We start from the raw sequence: 18,911 nt of genomic DNA, 5'->3' as shown, positions 1-18,911 counted from the left end.
AAAAGCAGTTCTTAAAGTTATTACCTAATATTGTAAATCATATAATCGCATCAATTAATCATTAATCAGACTAGTTGAGTGAACCACACGATTGTCTCTATCAGGGTAAATAAGTTTAATAGCTTGGCTAACAGCTAAAGGTGCTTCACCAAAACCAGTTGCAATCAAATCTAGTTTGCCATCATAGACTGCTGCATCACCAACAGCAAAAACGCCTTTTTGGCTTGATTCAAAACTTGAAGAGACTTTGATACTAGTTCTTTGACTCTCAATCGACCAATTTTTAAGATTTTTATTTGATGTTGTAAAGCCAAAGCTAACAATTAAGTCATCGAGGGGAAGACTAACGAATTCATCTGTTTTTACTTTTTGAATAGTGAGTTGGCTAATACTGCCATTTTTATCTTCAAAGCCCACTGGAATGAAAGGAGTCATTATTTTAACTGATGATTTTTTTAGAAGTTCTACACTATGTTCATGTGCCCTAAATTGGTCACGACGATGAACAAGTGTCACTTGACTAGCAATTTTTTCTAGCTCCAATGCCCAGTCAACAGCTGAATCTCCACCGCCACAAATGACAATGTTTCTGTCTTTAAATTGTTCAATGGATTTAACATGATAAAAAAGATTTTTTTGTTCATAGTGCTCTTCACCTTCTAATCCTAATTTTCTTGCTGAGAAGGCCCCATTACCACAAGCAAAAATGATTGTTTTTGAATAGTGACTGGCTTTTGACGTTTTTATCACAAAAATATCGTCTTCTTTTTCAAAAGTTTGAACTTCTTCTTTTAGACAGACGGTAACTTTATCTGCTACTAAATCTAACTGTTTAATAAGATTAGCGACTAAGTCCTTGCCTTGAATCGCTGGATAGGCCGGCACATCAAAGATCTTTTTTTCTGGGTATAAAATGGCTGGCTGACCACCTAGCTCTGATAAACTTTCAATGAGTTTAACCCGAACCCCACGTAATCCAGCATAGAATGCAGTGAAAAGCCCAACTGGACCCCCACCAACAATGGTAATATCATATATGTTTTCTTTTGTTGTCATTTTTTCTCCACCAAATGTATTTAACTTCACATTTCTTTACTAGACTAGTCTGATGACAGTTTGTCTTCTTTAATTTCTTTTAACATCTGTTTTTCTTCTTCAGTTAATGAATAATGCTCCAATAAATCAGGACGTCTTTGATAAGTCTTTTTTAAACTTTCTTTTAAGCGCCACTTTCTGATATTTTCATGATGACCGCTCATGAGTATATCTGGAACTGTCATGCCTCTGTACTCGTAAGGACGAGTATACTGCGGATACTCCAATAAACCTGAAGAAAAACTATCTTCTTGATGACTAGCTTCTTTACCAATCACATCAGGAATCAAACGAACCGTCGCATCAATAATGGTCATTGCGGCTAATTCACCACCTGTTAAAACAAAATCTCCTAGTGAAATTTCATCAGTAACCAGTGTTTTAATCCTTTCGTCGTATCCTTCATAGTGGCCACAAATGAAAATCAACTTCCCTTCTTTAGCTAATTCCTCAGCATAGGACTGAGACATTCTTTGTCCTGCAGGATCTAATAAAATAACACGCGCATTATCTGTATCGATAGTGTCCATCGTATCAAAAATAGGCTGAGCCCTTAGAAGCATTCCTTGACCACCACCATAGGGTTCATCATCAACATGCCTCGCTTTTTCGGCATTGTTTCTAAAATTATGATAATCAATAGTAACTAAACCTTTTTCTTGAGCTTTACCAACTATTGAATGTTCCAAAGGGGCAAACATCTCAGGAAATAAGGTTAAAATATCAATCTTCATCATCTAACCCTTCTAAAATGTCAACATCTACTCTTTTATCTGGTAAGTTAACCGATAAAATAACAGAAGGAATATATGGTAGCAGTAAGTCTTTTTTACCTTTTCTTTGAACCACCCAAACATCATTAGCACCAGGCTGTAAAATTTCTTTAATCACACCAATTAATTGATTGTTTTCATAAACAGATAGGCCAATAATTTCATGATAGTAAAATTCATCAGACTCAAGAGGTGTTAATAAATCCTCAGCAATTTTTAAAGAAAAATCTCTAAATTTTTCAACCTCATTGATGTGATAAAGGCCTTTAAATTTAAGGATATCAAAATTTTTGTGTTGCCTATGGCTAGCCACCTCAAGCGTTTGAACAAACTGATCTTTCTTATCAAAAAGTGCTAATTGACTACCTACTTTGTATCTTTCAGAGACAAAATCAGTCACACTTAATACACGTACTTCGCCTTTTAATCCTTGTGTGTTTACAATTTTACCTACATTAAAATAGTTCATACTTACTCCAATTATCTTGTTTTATTCATTCTATCATTTTAGAATGTAATAAACAAGATTAACTACTAATAGGATAATCTTATAATGATTACGCATTTAATCACAATAAAAAGCAGTAGACAAGCTACTACTTTTCATCGATAACAATTCTAACTTTTTTACCTTGTGTTGGGACAGAATAGACAATTGATCTTATTGCAGTAATTGTACGCCCTTTTCTGCCTATAATGCGACCAACATCATTTGGATCTAAATCAAGATGATACTCTAAAAACTCAGGAGTATCTTCAATCTTGATAGAGAAATTATCAGGATGTGAAATAAGAGGTTTCACAATTGTAATAATAAGATTTTCTATTGTATCCATAGGCCTTACTTCGTAAATTTAGAATCGTGGAATTTTTTCATAATTCCAGCTTTTGAGAAAATGCTACGAACAGTATCAGAAGGTTGAGCACCTTTAGATAACCAATCAAGCACACGGTCTTCTTTAAGTGTTACTTGGTTTTCTGCTACAAGTGGATTGTATGTTCCAACTGTTTCAATAAAACGACCATCACGTGGTGCACGTGAGTCAGCAACGTTAATACGGTAAAAAGGTTTTTTTCTAGAACCCATACGAGTTAAGCGAATTTTAACTGCCATTTTTTCTCTCTTTTCTTTTTTGTTTTTAATATTTTAATCAATATCTTTATTTATTATAGCATAAAAAAATAAGGTGTCAAGAAAAAATCTTGACACCTTTTTGAATTTAGAAAAAATTTTTAAATAGACTACCACCGTATATCCAGAAATAACTATAAGCAACTATTGAAACAGGTTTTGTGATTAGAATAATCGTTATAAATTTACGATAACTCATCTTAGTCAAACCTGTCACCATAACAAGAATATCAGCTGGTGAAACAGGTGAGAGCATATTCAAGATAAAAAAATATTCGTAGGTCGGCGATGATAATTTCTCTTCATAGTACTTTAATTGTTTTTCCTTAGCAAATAATAAGATAAATTTACGTCCATAAGTTCTTGTAATCGCAAATAAAATGATACTACCAATAATAATACCTACATAGTTGAGAATAAAACCAACAATTGGACCAAATGCAATAAAGCCTACAACTGTTGTCACTCCCCCAGGAATAATCGGAATAACAACTTGAACAATCTGGATGATAAAAAATACAATTGAGCCCCAAAAAAGATGGTCTTTAATCATTTGTGCCAAGGCATCTGGATTATTTAGAATATCAAGTCCTTTAACAAGATAGATAACAAGAGCAATTGAAAAAATGATTGAAATAATTCCTAAGACATGGAAAAACTTTTTTAATTTATCATATTTTTTTTGTTTTCTTGTTAGGTTATTCATATCTTAAAGCCTCAATTGGATCTAGTTTACTTGCCTTATTAGCTGGAAGAATTCCAAAAATAATACCAATAAGTGCTGAGAAAAGAATGCTTCCAATAGCCACCGCTAAAGAAACACTTGGGTGCATATCAGGTAATGACTGATCAATAATAGCTGTCACTGCGTAAGCAATAATTAGACCAATCAAGCCACCAAGCATGGTTAATACCATAGACTCAATCAGGAATTGGGTTAATATATTGCCTCTGGTTGCTCCTAAAGCTTTTCTAAGACCAATTTCTCTAGTTCTTTCTGTCACAGAAACTAGCATAATATTCATAACACCGATACCACCGACTAATAGAGAGATACCAGCAATTGAACCAATAACTGTTGTCATGACACCAAAAGCGTCATTAATATCATTTAAGACTTCTTCTAAATTATAGGTTTTGTAAGTACCATTTTGAGCACCCGATAATTTGGTCAACATTTGCCCGGCTTGTTCACCTAGCACCGTTCCATTTTGGACATTATCCACATGGATGTAAATCATAGAAACGTCTTCTACATTAAACTCAGCAGATAATTGGGTATTGGCCATAATAGCTGCTCCGTCAGTTGGAATCCCCATAACAATTCCTGATTCATCAACCTGCTCTTTATAGACACCAACAACCAGATAAGCTTTTTCACCAACAGAAACAACCTGATTTAAAGCACTTTCTGGATCACCAAACAGTTTTTCGGCCAGTTTAGTATCAATCATTATAATACGAGAAAATTTTTGGAAGTCAATCATTTGAAAAGAACGACCAGCTACAATTTCTAATTCTTTCACATCAAAATAAGTCTGATTGACACCAGTCACATTAATGCTTTCTGCTTTTTTTGATTTAAAATTAATGTCAGAAGTAGTCGAATTTGTGACATAGTAATTATCAATACCTTCAGTTTCATCAACTATTTGTTGTAACCATTCTTCTTTAACTTGAGGAGGTTTATAGTCTTGAAAATTTTCTTGTAATTCATCAAACGAATCTGGTTCATAGTAGAGTTGGAGATCTTGTTGTTTAGAAGTGAAAATGCTTGTTACTTGTTGTTTCATCCCTTCCCCAAGTGCCATAATGATAACAACAGATGTCACACCAATAATAATACCAAGCATAGTCAAAAGAGATCTCATTTTATGACTTAAAATGGAAGTCAGAGCAAATTTCCAATGTTCCATAATTTACTCCTCCTTCACTTTTTCTTGTTTCGACCACTCTTCAACAATTTCACCATCTCGAAGAACAATGGTATGTTTCGCATATGCTGCAATTTCTGGCTCGTGAGTAACCATGATGATGGTTTTTCCTTCATTGTTTAATTCTGTCAATAATTCCATAATCTGCTCACCCGTTTTGGTGTCTAGTGCACCCGTTGGTTCATCAGCTAAAATCAAAGAAGGATTATTCACGAGCGCACGAGCAATAGCAACTCTTTGCTTTTGTCCACCTGATAATTCCGAAGGCAAATGGCGTTTTCGATCAGAAAGTTCTACCTTCTCAAGTAATGATTCAGCCATTTTTTTACGTTTTGTTGATGAAACACCCGCATAGATAAGTGGTAGTTCAACATTTTGAACAGCATCTAATTTTGAGAGTAAAAAGAATTGTTGAAAGACAAAACCCAACTCTTTATTTCTTACCTCTGCTAGTTTTTTTTCTGATAAATCATCAACGTATTGACCATTTAATTCGTATTCGCCTGAGGTCGGTCTATCTAATAAACCAATCATATTCATCAAAGTCGATTTCCCAGAACCAGATGGCCCCATAATGGCTAAAAAATCACCTTTTTCAACTGTTAAATCAATGCCCTTTAAAACTTGTAATTCTTGATCACCATTGTGGTAACTCTTTATAATCTTATGTAATTTAATAAGGATATTTTCTTTACTCACTTGGCTGCTCCTCTACTTCATCATCGTATGGTACAGCGATGTCGCCATCAATGGTTTGACCTTCTTTAAAGTCATCCCAAGGATAGTCAACAACGACCTGTCCAACTTCAAGGCCACCAGTCACTTCTTGGGAAATGGCATCAGCTTTTCCAAGAGTTACTGCAACTTTTGAAATTTTACTGGTTTTTTTGTCGTAAACCCAAACATAGTTTTTATCTTTTTCAGCGACAATAGCAGTCACAGGAACAAGTTTATTCTTGTCATTATTGATAACTTCAATACTCACCTTGAAGCCTTGTTTTAAACTATCAGCATTACTTGTGAAATTAACTTTAAAAGGATAAGTTGAAGACGTTGATGGTTGATCACCAACACCAGCAGAGCTTTCTGTTGGGTAGTTTGAAACATAGTTTATTTTCCCGGTAAAGGATTGATCTGGGAACACTTTTGATGTGATTTTAACCTCTTGATCTACTTTAATATTGGCTAAATCGTATTCAGTTAAACTACCTTCTACTTGTAATTGCCCTTCACTAACGATATGAATCAAAACTTGTCCACCTTGTTTGGAAGGGTTAACTGATGTATTGACCTCAACGACTGTTCCACTAACATCACTAACAATAATGGTTTGATTTAGTGCTTCTTGGGCTTTGTTAACGACTGCTTGCGCATCTGCATAAGCATCATATAAATCATTAAGTTGACTTTCAACAGATCTTTCAGCTAAGCCACTTTCTTGCCCTTCAACACCTTCGATGGTTTGTGCATTAGCTGCTCCTGTCCTAACCTCTTCAATTTGACGACCTACTTTATTTAAGGCTCTAACGGCTTGATCATATTCAGCTTGGGCTGCTGTAATATCATATTGTAGCAATTTTTGTCCAGGTTCTACCGTATTTCCAACCGCGACATCAAAAGAAGCAACCTCGCCCTTAGAAGGATCATAATAAACGTATTGTTCATTTAAAGCTTTTACCGTACCAGATAATAAAGTACTTGAAGCAATTGAACCTTCAGTCACTTCAGCAAGTGTATAAGGAGGCTTTTCATCATTATTAACGACAGGATTTTGAGAGTTACTCCAAAAATAGGCTGCTAAAATGACTACTAAAACTAAAATTGGTAATAAGATAAAAAGGACTTTCTTCTTTTTAGAACCGCCTTTACTTTTTCTTGACATATCTGTCTCCTTTGTATTGTTTATTTAATACAAGTATACTTTTTTTAAAAATAAAAGTCAATCATAAACTGATAAAAAATGGTTATGTTTTTGTGAAAAAATTGGACCTAGACAGATTGACAAAAAACTAAGATATTGCTAAACTGTATCTTAATCTATTAAGGAGAAAACTGATGCCTATTATAACAAAAAAACAAAAATTGCTAGTTGCTATTTGGCTTTTTTTAATTGTCTACGGAATTGATTTTGAACTATTTCCACTCATTAACTACGATGGATCAGCCGTTAACCAAGTGATTATTTTATTTAGCACACTACTTCTTGGCATTTACATTTTTCCAATGTCTCTTGCCATTCGATTTTTAAAAAATCACTTGAAAACGCCTAATAAATTTCTTATCATTGCCCTCATTTCTGGTGGTTTAATCACTGGTTGGTTATCAAGTATTGGCAATGGGCTTGTCTATTCGTTACTACAATCAATCGGTTTTGACAGTTACTTCCTACAAGATTGGGAGGCTGCTTTAACGGCACCATTTGTGGAAGAATCCATCAAAGCTTTAATGACATTTGCCATTATCTATTTCTTCAAAGCCTTTAAAAAAGAAACTGTTTTTATGACAGGATTGACTGTTGGTTTTGGCTTTCAAATTGTTGAGGATTTTGCCTATATCCTAACAGATGCGACAGAACATATTGACTTTAGTATAGGAACAGCACTTTCAAGAATGTCTGGTGCTCTTTCATCACACTATCTCTACACCTCTGTATTCACTCTTGGTATTTTTCTTTTAGTTACCAAATCAAATGACATTCCTAAGAAAAAAATCATCACATGGACTATCTTACCAGTCTTTCTTCACTTCTTATGGAACTCACCACTAAACGTTAGCTCAGTTGTTTCAGCCGTTTTAGTGACCATTGCAATTTTTCTATTTGTTGATGTCTTAAGCTTTATTTATCAAAAGCCAAGCATGAATCATTAAAATACCCTTGAGTCAATGGCAAGTTTGCACTTTGGCTCAAGGGTTTTTATTTATTTTTCAAAAAGATTAGCTGTTGTTTTCTGGCAATATTTGATAAAGAAGAATACCCAAAATAGTTGACACTGCTACCCCAGGAATATGAAGCCATGGGGTTTGAATGATTAAACCACCAATACCAGAGATTAAAATAACACTAGTAATAAACAGATTCTTTTTGTTATCTAAGTCTACTTTTGATTCGATTAAAATTTTAAGACCACTAGCACCGATAACACCAAAAAGAGCTAGGGAAATTCCTCCAACAACCGGTGTTGGGATAGAATGAATTAGAGCAGAAATTTTACCGATAAAACTGAGAAGGATGGCAAACACAGCAGCACCTGCAATAACATAGACCGAGTAAATCTTATTCAGTGCCATAACACCAATGTTTTCACCATAGGAAGTTACTGGTGGTGCACCAAACAATCCTGCAAGAACTTGAGCAAGTCCATCTCCTGCTAAGGTTTTGTCAAGACCTGGTTCTTTGAAATAATCTCTACCAGTTAGACTATTTAAGACCATCACATGACCAAAATGCTCAGTCATTGTGACAAAGGCAATTGGGGCCATAGTAAATATAGCACTTGGGTAGAATTTTAGACTATAGTTTAAAAAAGGAATATTGAAAGCAGGTAAACCAAACCAATTTGCTGACTGAACTTCTGCAAAACTAACAATTTCTTGCCCCGTCACCAAACCGAATAATAGTGAGAATAAATAGCCTGAAATAAGTCCTAAAAGGATTGGGATAACACCAATAATACCCTTACCAAAGATATTAAAGAGAATGACAGCAAATAAGGTAAATAAGCCAATAACAACATAACTAACATTGTAAGTGCCATCTTTTAACATAACGTCATTAACTGCAACTGAGGCAAGACTAAGACCAATAACCATAACGATTGGTCCCACCACTACAGGTGGCAAAATCTTATCAATCCAATCATTGCCTAATTTTTGAACAATGAGTGCTACTGCAAAATAAACTAGTCCACCAGTAATCGCACCTTGTGCCACTGCACCAATACCATCCGTTTTTAAAAGTGTCTGCATGGCACCAATATAAGCAAAACTTGAACCCATGTAAGCAGGAATCTTATATTTTGTCACAGATAAGTGTGCTAAAGTTCCAAGTCCACTTGAAAAAAGAGCAACAGCTGGGTCTATACCAACAAGAATTGGAACGAGTACAGTTGCTCCAAACATCGCAAAAAGATGTTGAAAGGATAAGCCTACAAGTAAGCTTGGTTTTGGCATGTCGTGAACGTCATATCTAATTTCTTCCATTATTGTCTCCTTTTTAACTTGGGTCATTTAAAATAATTGCATCTTCATCATCAATTTCAATCATTTTAACAATGATTTCTTCTTTTGAACTTGTTGGAATATTCTTTCCGACATAATCTGCTCGTATCGGTAATTCTCTATGCCCACGATCGACAAGTACTGCTAAAGCAATTCTTGAAGGACGTCCTAAACTAACTAGATTATCAATTGCTGCTCGTATCGTGCGACCGGTATAGAGGACATCATCGACTAAAATAATCTCTTTGTCAGTCACATCAACTGGCATTTTTGTGGTATCTTCTTCAACTTTGATATCATCTCTAAATGCTTTGGTGTCAATTGCCCCAACTGGAAGGCTAATCCCTTCAAGTTGCTTCAATTTTTCTTGGATGCGTTGAGCGATATAAACACCACGTGTTTTAATCCCAGCGAGAACAATATTGTCTAAGACTTTATTGCGTTCAATGATTTCATAAGTGATTCGAGTAATGGCTCGTTGCATTGTCAGATCATCAACAATTTTTTTGCTTTTCACCTTATTTCTCCTTTTTTCTATTAAAAAAGTCTCCTTTTACAAGGAGACCACAGAAAAAAATCTAAGGAAAAGAATACCAATGCTTTTTTTATGCTCACCTTGATTGCCTCACGGGACAATTTTAAAGGATCTTATTTTTATAAAAGGATACCACATTATTGTACTTTTAACAAGTCTTTTTTTATGATTTATTAGAATTAATAAGTAAGTTAAAAACCTAATCGTTTGATTCTCTCAATTGTTGCAAAGTTTTTAGGAAAATTTCTGGTGGTTCAACAGAAAAAGTCATGGTTTCATTAGTTTTGGGATGGGTAAAACCAATCGTTTTAGCATGAAGAAACTGTCCATGCCCTTTTAAGGTTTTTCTTGGCCCATATAAGGGATCGCCTGCAATAGGATGTCCTATGTAAGCCATATGAACTCTAATTTGATGAGTACGACCTGTTTCTAATGTCAAGGAAACTAAGCTATAATCGCCAAAGCGTTCCAGAACTTCAAATCTGGTTAAAGCTGGCTTGCCACCCGTTTTAACTGCTTGTTTTTTTCGATCTTTATCACTTCTGCCAATCGGTGCCTCAATAATCCCTCGATCATTTGGTAAATTGCCATGAACAATGGCAAGATAGTGACGATAAGATTTCTTATCTTTAAGCTCTTTAGCCAAAAGCTGATGGGCAGTATCATTTTTTGCAATCATTAACAAGCCTGAAGTATCTTTATCAATTCGATGAACGATACCTGGTCTAATCACCCCATTAATGCTTGATAAGTTCTTAATATGAAACAACAAAGCGTTAACAAGTGTTTTTGATGGATGACCGTGAGAAGGATGGACAACCATTCCTTGAGGTTTATTCACCACCGCCACATCATCATCTTCATAAATGATTTCAATGGGGATATCTTCAGCTACATAATCTAAAATAGTCTCCTCAGGTATTTCATAATTCACTATATCACCAACTTTAACGGCATACTTTGGTTTTACTTTTTCACCATTAACAAGAACAGCTCCTTTTTTTATTTCTTCATTGGCTTTGGCGCGCGACAGTTCTGTGAAGTCAGCTAATACTTTGTCTAGCCGGCTACCAGCTTCTTTAATAACTAATTTCATTTTAATTTTCTTTCCATAATGCTAAAACAAGGACAAGAACACCTATTGTCAGATAGGAGTCGGCAACATTAAATATGGCAAAATCCATAAAGTCAAGATGAATCATATCAACCACATAACCTAAGCGTAAACGATCAATAAAATTACCAATCCCACCAGCTATAATTAATAAGAGTCCTATTCGAGTAATGACTTGGTCTTCTCTAGTTTTCAAAAAGAAACGACTAGCAGCTCCTAGAAAAACTAAGGTTATCACAAAGAAAAACCATTGTTGATTCTGAAGAATTGAAAAAGCAGCACCATGATTACGCAAATACGTTAAGCTAAATAGCCCCGGTAAAAATGGCTTCACTTCTCCAAGAGAAATATTAGAAACAATCCATAACTTACTCAATTGGTCTAAAACAATAAGGGCAATACCCATAATAACGATATATGTTTTCTTCATTTATCTATTCTAAAAACCTTTCCTAGAAACTATCATTTTTTATATCTTACCACATTATACCATAAGATAAGTGATGAAAAAAATTATGATTTTTCGAGCATTAAAAAACTTCTTCTAATAATAGAAGAAGTTTTATTAATCACTAATTATTTTGCAATTGGATAGACAGAAACTTGTTTTTTGTCACGTCCTTTGCGTTCGAAGCGAACAACACCTTCAACTTTTGCAAAAAGGGTGTCATCTCCACCACGACCAACGTTCACACCTGGATAGATGTGAGTTCCGCGTTGACGATAAAGAATTGAGCCACCAGTAACAGTCTGACCGTCAGCTGCTTTAGCTCCTAAACGTTTAGATTGAGAATCACGTCCGTTTGATGTAGATCCTCCACCTTTTTTGTGGGCGAAAAGTTGTAAGTTAGCAAGATTCATTTTTAACATAATGCTATTTCCTCTCTTTTGTTAGTTTGTCATAACCCTTGTTTTGACATATTCTGGTGAATCCTCAGAAATAGTTGTCATCCCAAGTAGAAACGATTCGAATAAAATCTGAACAGTTTCTTTATTAGTTGTGGTATCGAGATTTGAAAAATCAATAATCATCTCACCACCCGTAACATCATTGATACGATAGTCTGGAACATAGGCTGCCAGTTGCTCTAACGAATTGATAAAATTAATCGATAGGGTCGAAACGGCTGCACACATGACGTCATGCCCATATTCTCCACTACCAGCATGACCTGTTATTTTAATGTGGACAGGTTGCCCATTAGATAATTTTGATATGGTTGCTTTAATCATGTGTTATTCCTTTTAAGCGTTAATGGCTTTAATAACAACCTTTGTATATGGTTGGCGGTGACCTTGTTTACGGTGACTACCTTTTTTAGGTTTATACTTGAAAGTAACAACTTTCTTTTGTTTCCCTTGTTTCTCAACAGTTCCAACAACTGTTGCGCCAGATACTAATGGTGTTCCAACAACTGTTTTTTCGCCACCAACAAGAACAACTTCGTCAAAAGTAACTTCTGCTCCTGCTTCAACGTCAAGTTTTTCAATATAAATTGCTTGATCAACTTCAACTTTAACTTGTTTGCCACCAGTTTTAATGATTGCATATGTGCTCATGATGCACCTCCTATAATTTTTTGTGAAGACTCGCCTTGTATTGTGAGATAAGATCTACTTAAAACAATAGTCGCGCGGTTGCACTGGATGTGCATTTAGTCAACATTACAATTCTATCACTATTTTCACTCTTTGACAAGTGTTTTAAACAATTATTCTTCATTTTTTAATCAATATCAATCGGAATAATACCGTATGATATTTTTCTCAGCATTTTTTTAAATTCACCCATATCCACTGTTTTTTCAGTAGCTAGTAATTGATACTTTTCACCCATTTCGTAATAAAAATGAGGAATCATATGATAGTCATTTTTCTCATAAAAAGCAAGACGATTTAAACGTTGTTGGTAGTTGGAAGCAGTCTCATCCATTTCTTCAATGGCTAAAACTACTGGGCGTCCTTTGGAAGAGGCCTTTATCGTATTTAATAAACGACTACCATAGGATTGATTACGATGCAAGGGGTTAACCGCCAAAAATAAGAGAAAAACAAAGTGTTTTGAAAAAACAATATAGGATAAGCCAACAAATTTCTCATCATCGTAATAAGAAGTAAATTCGATATCACGACGATATGCATTTAAAAGTAAAGGAATATACGGAAAACGTTCAACTTTCGGGAAAGCAGATAAGTATAATTCTTTAACGTCTTTAGAGGCTTTTGAAAATAGGGTGACTTTCTTTTTAGTTAATTGCTCGGCCATTTTAAATCCACCAATTCATTCATTTCTTTATAGGCGATATCGACTTTTTCTTTCATCGTATCATCTATTGTATCCCTGTTTTTACCACCTGCGATAAAATCTTCTAAAATTAAAACGCGATAATCACGATACTCATAACCTTCTATGCCGTACTCTCCCTTACCCCAAGACCATACTTGCGTAGGATGAGCTTTTGCAGTTTTAATCACAGTTTTATCTCCTTTTTTTTCAAAGGTGACATCCATTAAAACACCACGTTCAGTCCAAATATCATCAACCGTTTCTAGTCGTTGGTTAGAAATAAAATTGCCCATAGAATAGATGATTAATTTATTCTCTCCCTCTTTTTCAAGTACTTCAGATGGCTCAGTCACATGAGGGTGACCACCAAAAACAACATCTGCTCCCCAATCAATCATTTTGTGATAAAGATCAATTTGTTCTTGTGTCGGTTCTCTTTGATACTCAACACCCATTTGAGGCATGACAATAGTGACGTCAGCTTTCTTTTCTGCTTCTTCAATTTCAGCTTGAATCTTTTCTTCATCCAAATCAGACAAGTGTTTTTCGTATTCCTCTTGAGTCAAGTTGGCTTCCATGCCATTATAGCCATAAGCATAAGCTAAGATAGCAATTTTAATACCATTGACTTCTTTGATTAGAAAGGGTTCTTTTTCACGATTTGTTTTGTAGACACCAACTGTGTCTATCCCTTGGTCTTGAAAAACATCAACTGTGTTAAGCGCACCAGCTAGTTGTGAGTCAAGAATATGATTATGAGCTAAGTCAACCACATCATAGCCGACACTTTTTAAATTTTCAGCAATTTCACTTGGAGCATTAAATAAAGGGTAGCCTGCTAGTGGAAAATCAGGACTTATAGTTCCCTCATAATCGCCAATAGCTAAATCGGCATCATCAATCCAATCTTTAGCATACTCAAAGTAAGGTGTAAAGTCATAACTACCATCTGCTTTTTTAGCACTAGTGTATAAAATATCGTGTAGCAAAATATCTCCGTTAGCAACAACACGAGCTGTTTTCACTGAGTTATCGGTTTTCTTCGCTGCCTCTGGAACAGGTTTTGGCGATGTTAACTGTGACCGATTAAGCAGGACACCTAAAAAGGTAATGACTAATAACAATATAACTGATAATAGTAGTAATAATGTTTCTCTTTTTAATTTAAACATACCATTTTCTCCTTACAACTATTATACTCTATTTTACAATACTTGATAAGTAAAAATAAAAACTAGAAAAAGAATAGACTTTTCCTAGTTTCCTTTTTAGAGAAAATCATCAATCAATTGTGACAGATCATCTTTTTCCACTTGAGGAGTGATTTCAATGACTTTCATATTAGCTACAGCACGCGCCACTAATCCTTCTACATCTAGACGATTTTCATAAAATTCAGCCTTTTTAACTTTTGGAGTTGTCTTAGGACGATCAGGTGCAAAAATCGTACAGCAATCTTCAAAAGGTTGAATAGACACTTCAAAAGTATCAATTCTTTCAGCCAATTCAATGATTTCTAACTTATCCATAGTCACAACAGGTCGAATAATTGGTGTTGAGGTCACAGCATTAATAGCCTGCATACTCTCTAACGTTTGGCTGGCTACTTGGCCTAGACTTTCCCCGTTGATGATAACAAGCCCTCGACGTTTTTCTCTTATGGCATCAGTAATTCGCATCATAAAACGACGGGTTAAGGTCATGAGGTAAGCCTCTGGTGTCTTGTTTTTTATCTCTTCTTGAATCTCAGTTAATGGCACCTCGATAAATTGAATATTCCCACCAAATTTCGTTAACTTTCTCGTCAATTCATGCGCTTTTCTTAGGGCACCTGGACTTGTATAAGGTGGGCTAGCAAAATGAATAACTTCAATTGACACCCCTCTTTTAAGTGCCAAGTAACCTGCAACGGGTGAATCAATCCCACCAGATAGCATCAACATGCCTTTACCAGAAATCCCAACAGGCAAGCCACCTGCACCTTTGATATTTTCATGAGATAAGTAAGCTGCTTCATCTCTGATTTCAACCTTCAAATCAATGTCTGGTTTTTTCATTTGAACCTTGATATCAGGGATAACGTCAAAAACAGCATCTCCTAAAACTTGGTTTAACTCACGACTGTCTAGTTCAAACTCATGATCACTACGTTTACTAGTGATTTTAAAGGTCATCCCTTCTTGATAGATGTGTGTCATAACATCTTGAACAGCTTGTTTGATTGCTGGCATTTCTTTTTTAACCTTATAAGAAGGTGAGAAAGCCTGAATACCAAAGATTTCTTTGAGCGACTCTGCTACTGGTTGGTAGTCTGTCCCATTTAAAAACACATGAGCCCGATCACGATCAGCAGTGACCTTGACCTTGGGATAAATTGATAACACATCTTGAATGTTTTGCTTTAATTTATTGATGAAACGCATACGGTTTTTACCTTTAGTTGATAATTCCCCATAGCGAATCATAATTTCTGAATATTCCATTCTAACCTCTCACTTTTTCCATTTTTTCATAAATATGATTGAAAATTGTTAAAAACTGTTCCACTTCTGCCATATTATTACTATCATTTAGACTGATTCTTACTGCTGTCTGAGCTAAACTGGTTTCAACTCCCATACTGATTAAGGTCCCTGCAATTTTACCTGCACGTGATGAACATGCGCTTGTCGTTGAGAGATAGATATCATGTTCTTCAAAGGCATGTACCAAAACTTCTCCTCTAATTCCTTTAATACCAAAAGTAAGGATATGGGGTGAAAAGTCATCCGTATTTTCTGAAAAGAGAACAACATCTTTATTTTTTATCAATGCTTGGTAAATAGTCTCTTTCATTTGTGTTAAACGTTGATTGACAGTATCTCTTTGTGTCATGACTAAACGAAGAGCTTTTGCCATAGCAACAATCGCAGGCACATTTTCAGTTGTGCTTCGTAATTGTTTTTCTTGTCCCCCTCCTGATAAGAGCGGTGAGATCATCTTACCATCTTTTTTATAAATAAAACCAACACCACGCATGGCATGGAATTTATGACCAGAAAAGCTAGCATAGTCAACACGTTCAGGTAGAAAGACACTTGTATCTATTTTACCGATAGCTTGAACAGCATCCACATGAAAAGAAATTTTTGGCCAAGCTGTTAAAACTTCAGCAATTTCTTGAATGGGCTGAATGGCGCCAATTTCATTATTAACAGCCATAATAGAAACTAAAATCGTATCTGTTCGTATCATTTTTTCTAAACGCTCAACAATAACAAACCCTTGTTTATTAACAGGCGCATAATCAATCTCAAAACCAAGTTTTTCAAGTGCTTTGGCTGATTCAGTCACTGCTGGATGTTCAATGCTTGAGATGATAATATGTTTTCCAAAACTCATCTTCTCAAAAGCAACTCCCTTAATCACCCAGTTATCACTTTCTGTTCCACCTGATGTGAAAAATATCTCTTCGGGTTTCTTACCAATTAAATCGGCGATTTGTTTTCTTGCAGCCTCTAAAATTCTTGAAGCTTGAGAACCTAGTTGATGTAAACTAGATGGGTTACCAATAATTTTTTGGGCAACGTCTTGATAGGTTTTTAAAACCTCTGGATAAGGCATTGTCGTTGCCGCATTATCAAAATAAATCATGTCCTGTCCTTTCATGGAAGTAGATGGCTAGTAAAGCCAGATTCTTATAATCAATTCTTTGACCTTTTGGAAAGCTTATTAAAAAGAGAACGTCTTGCCATCAAATAAAAAAGACACATGATAGCTTCATAGAGAATAAAAAAGACGATAAAACAAGCTAGGAAAAACTCTTCTGGCAGTATTAAAATCACGGGATCTGTTTGTGGATTAAATAACCAGGATGAATCCCCTGGAAACAAAAGCGTGTGAAAGAGTGTAAAAAAATTGTCAAAGCCGATAAAAAAAGCAAAACCAGCTACTAACACTGGTAAAATAAGAGCAAATAAATAGTATCTTTGATAATACCATAACCTTTGTTTTTTAAAAGCTTCTTTAAAAAACGATAAGCTTGGAAGTGCTAAAACGATAGCGACTGCTTGTGCGAGATGAAATAACCATTTAACATCAAAAAAGTGTTTAAGACCACTTTCAGAGGTTGGAAAATCAGGCATCAGTAATTCTAATTTTAGAGGATTGGTCAAAAAAAACATTAAATCATTAAAATTATTTGCAATTCTTTTAACTGGTAGAGCGACGATATCTCCCAGACTAAAATAGTCAATCGCTAATGGGTAGCTAAGCCAAACCAAATAAATAGTGACTAAAATCGCTAGTGATAGTAGCCAGATGATTGAAAATAGGCTTAATATTTTATTTTTCATCAAACGACCACTCCGCTAAACTGTTTAATACAAAATCAGGTTTGATAGGTAAGCTCCTAACCTCCTCAGGCTTGGTAAAACCAGTTGTCACTAAAAGACTTGCAATGCCGTTATCAATAGCAGCACGAATGTCTGTCTTATAATTATCGCCTACAACAATAGCGTCTTTTTTGTCAACATCTAAAATTGCTAAAGCTTTTTCAATGATGATGGCTTCAGGTTTACCAATAATCGTTGGATTAACACGTGTTGCTGCCTCTAAAAAGGCTAAAAGAGCTCCTGCACCTGGTTGTAAACCTTTTTCGGTTGGAATATTCAAATCAGGATTTGTACCGATAAAGGTTGCACCGTTTAAAATGGCTAACGTTGCAATTGAGAGCTTTTCATAATCGAGTGTTCTATCTAAGCCAACCACTACATAGGCAGGACTTTTTGTATCTTCAACATAACCAGCATCATAAATGGCTGATTTTAAGCCTTCTTCACCTAAAACATAAGCTGTTTTTTCTTTTCCTAAATCATTCATATAATCAAGTGTGGCTAAAGAGGCCGTATAAATTGTTTCTAAGCCTGTGTTGATATTGAACTGTTGAGAAAGCATGTCTTTGATCATTTGAGGGGTTCTTGTTGTATTATTGGTCAAGAAAAGATAGGGGATTTGTCGTTCTTGTAAGTGGTGAACAAATTTTTCCCCTTCAGGAATTCGATTTTTACCTTTATAGATTGTGCCATCAAGATCGATGATATAAGCTTTATAAGTCATTTTTTCTCCATTCGATAATAGCTTGGGCATGAACAGCGTCATGATATTGTATTTCGTGATAGGACGTATTGTCATTAAACTGAACTTTTGAAGAAATCGCCCCTTCACCAGTAATTTCTTTTAAAAAGCGTAGATTAATCTGTTTTGGCGTATGCTCTTTCAAAAATTCAAATGAAAGACTATCATAGACCCAATTGAGGTATTGGCTATTAGTCACATGACCATTCAAATCATAGTCAAAAAACGTGATAGGCAGTTGCGTCTCTATGCTCTCATCAAGTTTTGGATATTTAGGACCCTTAAGTCGTTTTTTTGTTCTCTCAGATTCATAAGGAGCTACAATTTCGTCTACTACAGAACTCAATTTTCTTGTTCTATAGTCAATCAAGACAAAACTGCCCATAATTGTTAAAAGAAGGTTGCTATCTTGGTCAAGAATTTTGAATTGGCGGTAACAAAAATAGTGATTATAACTGAGCGCTTGCGTTTCAATGGTAATTTCTTCATCGTAATGAGGAAGACGATTAATAGTTATATCATAGTCAGTAATCACCCAAACCAAGTGATAATCAGCAAATATTTTTTGATCAGAAACACCAAGTTCTTTTGATTGGAGACCAGAAACATAGAGACATCTTGCAAGGAGATGTGATAATTTCATATTCTGGTTAAGATCAACGTCATAAAACGGTACACGAAGAGAGACACTATATTTTTTCCCCATAA

The 18,911-nt window shown here is 35.2% G+C and carries 24 protein-coding genes and 1 other annotated feature; of the genes, 1 reads left to right on the top strand and 23 read right to left on the bottom strand.

Annotation, left to right across the window (positions count from 1 at the left end; genetic code table 11):
• Positions 1-54 precede the first annotated feature (54 nt).
• From JHK62_RS01945 to JHK62_RS01905, 9 genes are all read right to left on the bottom strand, one after another.
• Positions 55-1,056 (bottom strand): NAD(P)/FAD-dependent oxidoreductase, encoded by a 1,002-nt coding sequence (locus JHK62_RS01945; RefSeq protein ID WP_199574995.1) that lies wholly within the window; start codon positions 1,054-1,056, stop codon positions 55-57.
• Between the two features lie 44 nt (positions 1,057-1,100).
• Positions 1,101-1,829: a tRNA (guanosine(37)-N1)-methyltransferase TrmD gene (gene trmD, locus JHK62_RS01940; RefSeq protein ID WP_199575239.1), complete on the bottom strand. Its 729-nt coding sequence runs from the start codon at positions 1,827-1,829 to the stop codon at positions 1,101-1,103.
• Positions 1,819-2,337 (bottom strand): ribosome maturation factor RimM, encoded by a 519-nt coding sequence (gene rimM, locus JHK62_RS01935; RefSeq protein ID WP_199574994.1) that lies wholly within the window; start codon positions 2,335-2,337, stop codon positions 1,819-1,821. Before rimM ends, trmD begins: the two co-directional genes overlap by 11 nt.
• A gap of 127 nt (positions 2,338-2,464) precedes the next feature.
• Positions 2,465-2,704: a KH domain-containing protein gene (locus JHK62_RS01930; RefSeq protein ID WP_199574993.1), complete on the bottom strand. Its 240-nt coding sequence runs from the start codon at positions 2,702-2,704 to the stop codon at positions 2,465-2,467.
• A 5-nt stretch (positions 2,705-2,709) separates the two neighbouring features.
• Positions 2,710-2,982 (bottom strand): 30S ribosomal protein S16, encoded by a 273-nt coding sequence (rpsP, locus tag JHK62_RS01925; protein WP_199574992.1) that lies wholly within the window; start codon positions 2,980-2,982, stop codon positions 2,710-2,712.
• A gap of 106 nt (positions 2,983-3,088) precedes the next feature.
• Positions 3,089-3,706, bottom strand: a complete 618-nt coding sequence (locus tag JHK62_RS01920; RefSeq protein WP_199574991.1) for a TVP38/TMEM64 family protein — start codon at positions 3,704-3,706, stop codon at positions 3,089-3,091.
• Positions 3,699-4,916, bottom strand: a complete 1,218-nt coding sequence (locus JHK62_RS01915; protein WP_199574990.1) for an ABC transporter permease — start codon at positions 4,914-4,916, stop codon at positions 3,699-3,701. The genes JHK62_RS01920 and JHK62_RS01915 overlap by 8 nt, the downstream gene beginning before the upstream one ends.
• A 3-nt stretch (positions 4,917-4,919) precedes the next feature.
• Complete coding sequence (locus tag JHK62_RS01910) at positions 4,920-5,633, bottom strand: ATP-binding cassette domain-containing protein (protein ID WP_199574989.1); 714 nt, start codon at positions 5,631-5,633, stop codon at positions 4,920-4,922.
• The gene (locus JHK62_RS01905) at positions 5,626-6,816 is read right to left on the bottom strand and encodes an efflux RND transporter periplasmic adaptor subunit (protein WP_199574988.1); all 1,191 of its coding nucleotides are present in this window, start codon (positions 6,814-6,816) and stop codon (positions 5,626-5,628) included. Before JHK62_RS01905 ends, JHK62_RS01910 begins: the two co-directional genes overlap by 8 nt.
• Positions 6,817-6,989: 173 nt before the next feature.
• On the opposite strand from JHK62_RS01905, the gene JHK62_RS01900 reads away from it, so the two are divergent.
• A complete protein-coding gene (locus JHK62_RS01900) occupies positions 6,990-7,802 on the top strand; it encodes a PrsW family intramembrane metalloprotease (protein ID WP_199574987.1) in 813 nt (270 codons plus the stop codon).
• A 66-nt stretch (positions 7,803-7,868) separates the two neighbouring features.
• Here JHK62_RS01900 and JHK62_RS01895 read toward each other — a convergent pair whose 3' ends face one another.
• The 14 genes from JHK62_RS01895 to JHK62_RS01830 form a co-directional block, all read right to left on the bottom strand.
• Positions 7,869-9,134 (bottom strand): uracil-xanthine permease family protein, encoded by a 1,266-nt coding sequence (locus tag JHK62_RS01895; protein WP_213087388.1) that lies wholly within the window; start codon positions 9,132-9,134, stop codon positions 7,869-7,871.
• Between the two features lie 13 nt (positions 9,135-9,147).
• Positions 9,148-9,669, bottom strand: a complete 522-nt coding sequence (gene pyrR, locus JHK62_RS01890; RefSeq protein ID WP_199574986.1) for a bifunctional pyr operon transcriptional regulator/uracil phosphoribosyltransferase PyrR — start codon at positions 9,667-9,669, stop codon at positions 9,148-9,150.
• Positions 9,670-9,886: 217 nt separating this feature from the next.
• Positions 9,887-10,783, bottom strand: a complete 897-nt coding sequence (locus JHK62_RS01885) for an RluA family pseudouridine synthase (protein WP_199574985.1) — start codon at positions 10,781-10,783, stop codon at positions 9,887-9,889.
• Position 10,784: 1 nt separating this feature from the next.
• Entirely contained in the window at positions 10,785-11,231 is a 447-nt protein-coding gene (gene lspA / locus JHK62_RS01880; protein ID WP_199574984.1) for a signal peptidase II, read from the bottom strand.
• Between the two features lie 146 nt (positions 11,232-11,377).
• The gene (gene rpmA / locus JHK62_RS01875; protein ID WP_018369751.1) at positions 11,378-11,671 is read right to left on the bottom strand and encodes a 50S ribosomal protein L27; all 294 of its coding nucleotides are present in this window, start codon (positions 11,669-11,671) and stop codon (positions 11,378-11,380) included.
• A gap of 21 nt (positions 11,672-11,692) precedes the next feature.
• Positions 11,693-12,034 (bottom strand): ribosomal-processing cysteine protease Prp, encoded by a 342-nt coding sequence (locus tag JHK62_RS01870; RefSeq protein WP_199574983.1) that lies wholly within the window; start codon positions 12,032-12,034, stop codon positions 11,693-11,695.
• A 12-nt stretch (positions 12,035-12,046) separates the two neighbouring features.
• Positions 12,047-12,361: a 50S ribosomal protein L21 gene (gene rplU, locus JHK62_RS01865; protein WP_199574982.1), complete on the bottom strand. Its 315-nt coding sequence runs from the start codon at positions 12,359-12,361 to the stop codon at positions 12,047-12,049.
• 16 nt (positions 12,362-12,377) lie between these two features.
• Positions 12,378-12,451: a sequence feature (ribosomal protein L21 leader region), on the bottom strand.
• 76 nt (positions 12,452-12,527) lie between these two features.
• Entirely contained in the window at positions 12,528-13,067 is a 540-nt protein-coding gene (locus JHK62_RS01860) for a GNAT family N-acetyltransferase (RefSeq protein WP_199574981.1), read from the bottom strand.
• Positions 13,052-14,260, bottom strand: a complete 1,209-nt coding sequence (locus JHK62_RS01855) for a CapA family protein (RefSeq protein WP_199574980.1) — start codon at positions 14,258-14,260, stop codon at positions 13,052-13,054. The genes JHK62_RS01860 and JHK62_RS01855 overlap by 16 nt, the downstream gene beginning before the upstream one ends.
• A 96-nt stretch (positions 14,261-14,356) precedes the next feature.
• Positions 14,357-15,571, bottom strand: coding sequence for a tRNA uracil 4-sulfurtransferase ThiI (thiI, locus tag JHK62_RS01850; protein ID WP_199574979.1), 1,215 nt, complete (start codon positions 15,569-15,571; stop codon positions 14,357-14,359).
• A gap of 1 nt (position 15,572) precedes the next feature.
• Positions 15,573-16,721: a cysteine desulfurase family protein gene (locus JHK62_RS01845; RefSeq protein WP_199574978.1), complete on the bottom strand. Its 1,149-nt coding sequence runs from the start codon at positions 16,719-16,721 to the stop codon at positions 15,573-15,575.
• Between the two features lie 50 nt (positions 16,722-16,771).
• The gene (locus tag JHK62_RS01840) at positions 16,772-17,422 is read right to left on the bottom strand and encodes a TIGR01906 family membrane protein (protein ID WP_199574977.1); all 651 of its coding nucleotides are present in this window, start codon (positions 17,420-17,422) and stop codon (positions 16,772-16,774) included.
• Positions 17,412-18,185: a TIGR01457 family HAD-type hydrolase gene (locus JHK62_RS01835; protein WP_199574976.1), complete on the bottom strand. Its 774-nt coding sequence runs from the start codon at positions 18,183-18,185 to the stop codon at positions 17,412-17,414. Before JHK62_RS01835 ends, JHK62_RS01840 begins: the two co-directional genes overlap by 11 nt.
• On the bottom strand, positions 18,175-18,909 hold the full coding sequence (locus JHK62_RS01830; protein WP_199574975.1) for an acyl-ACP thioesterase domain-containing protein: 735 nt from the start codon (positions 18,907-18,909) through the stop codon (positions 18,175-18,177). Before JHK62_RS01830 ends, JHK62_RS01835 begins: the two co-directional genes overlap by 11 nt.
• Between the last annotated feature and the right edge of the window lie 2 nt (positions 18,910-18,911).

Source organism: Streptococcus pacificus (assembly GCF_016481305.1).
Classification (GTDB): Bacteria; Bacillota; Bacilli; order Lactobacillales; family Streptococcaceae; genus Streptococcus; species Streptococcus pacificus.
The sequence above is the reverse complement of the archived record's forward strand: the minus strand, read 5'-3'. Positions and strand labels throughout refer to the sequence as shown.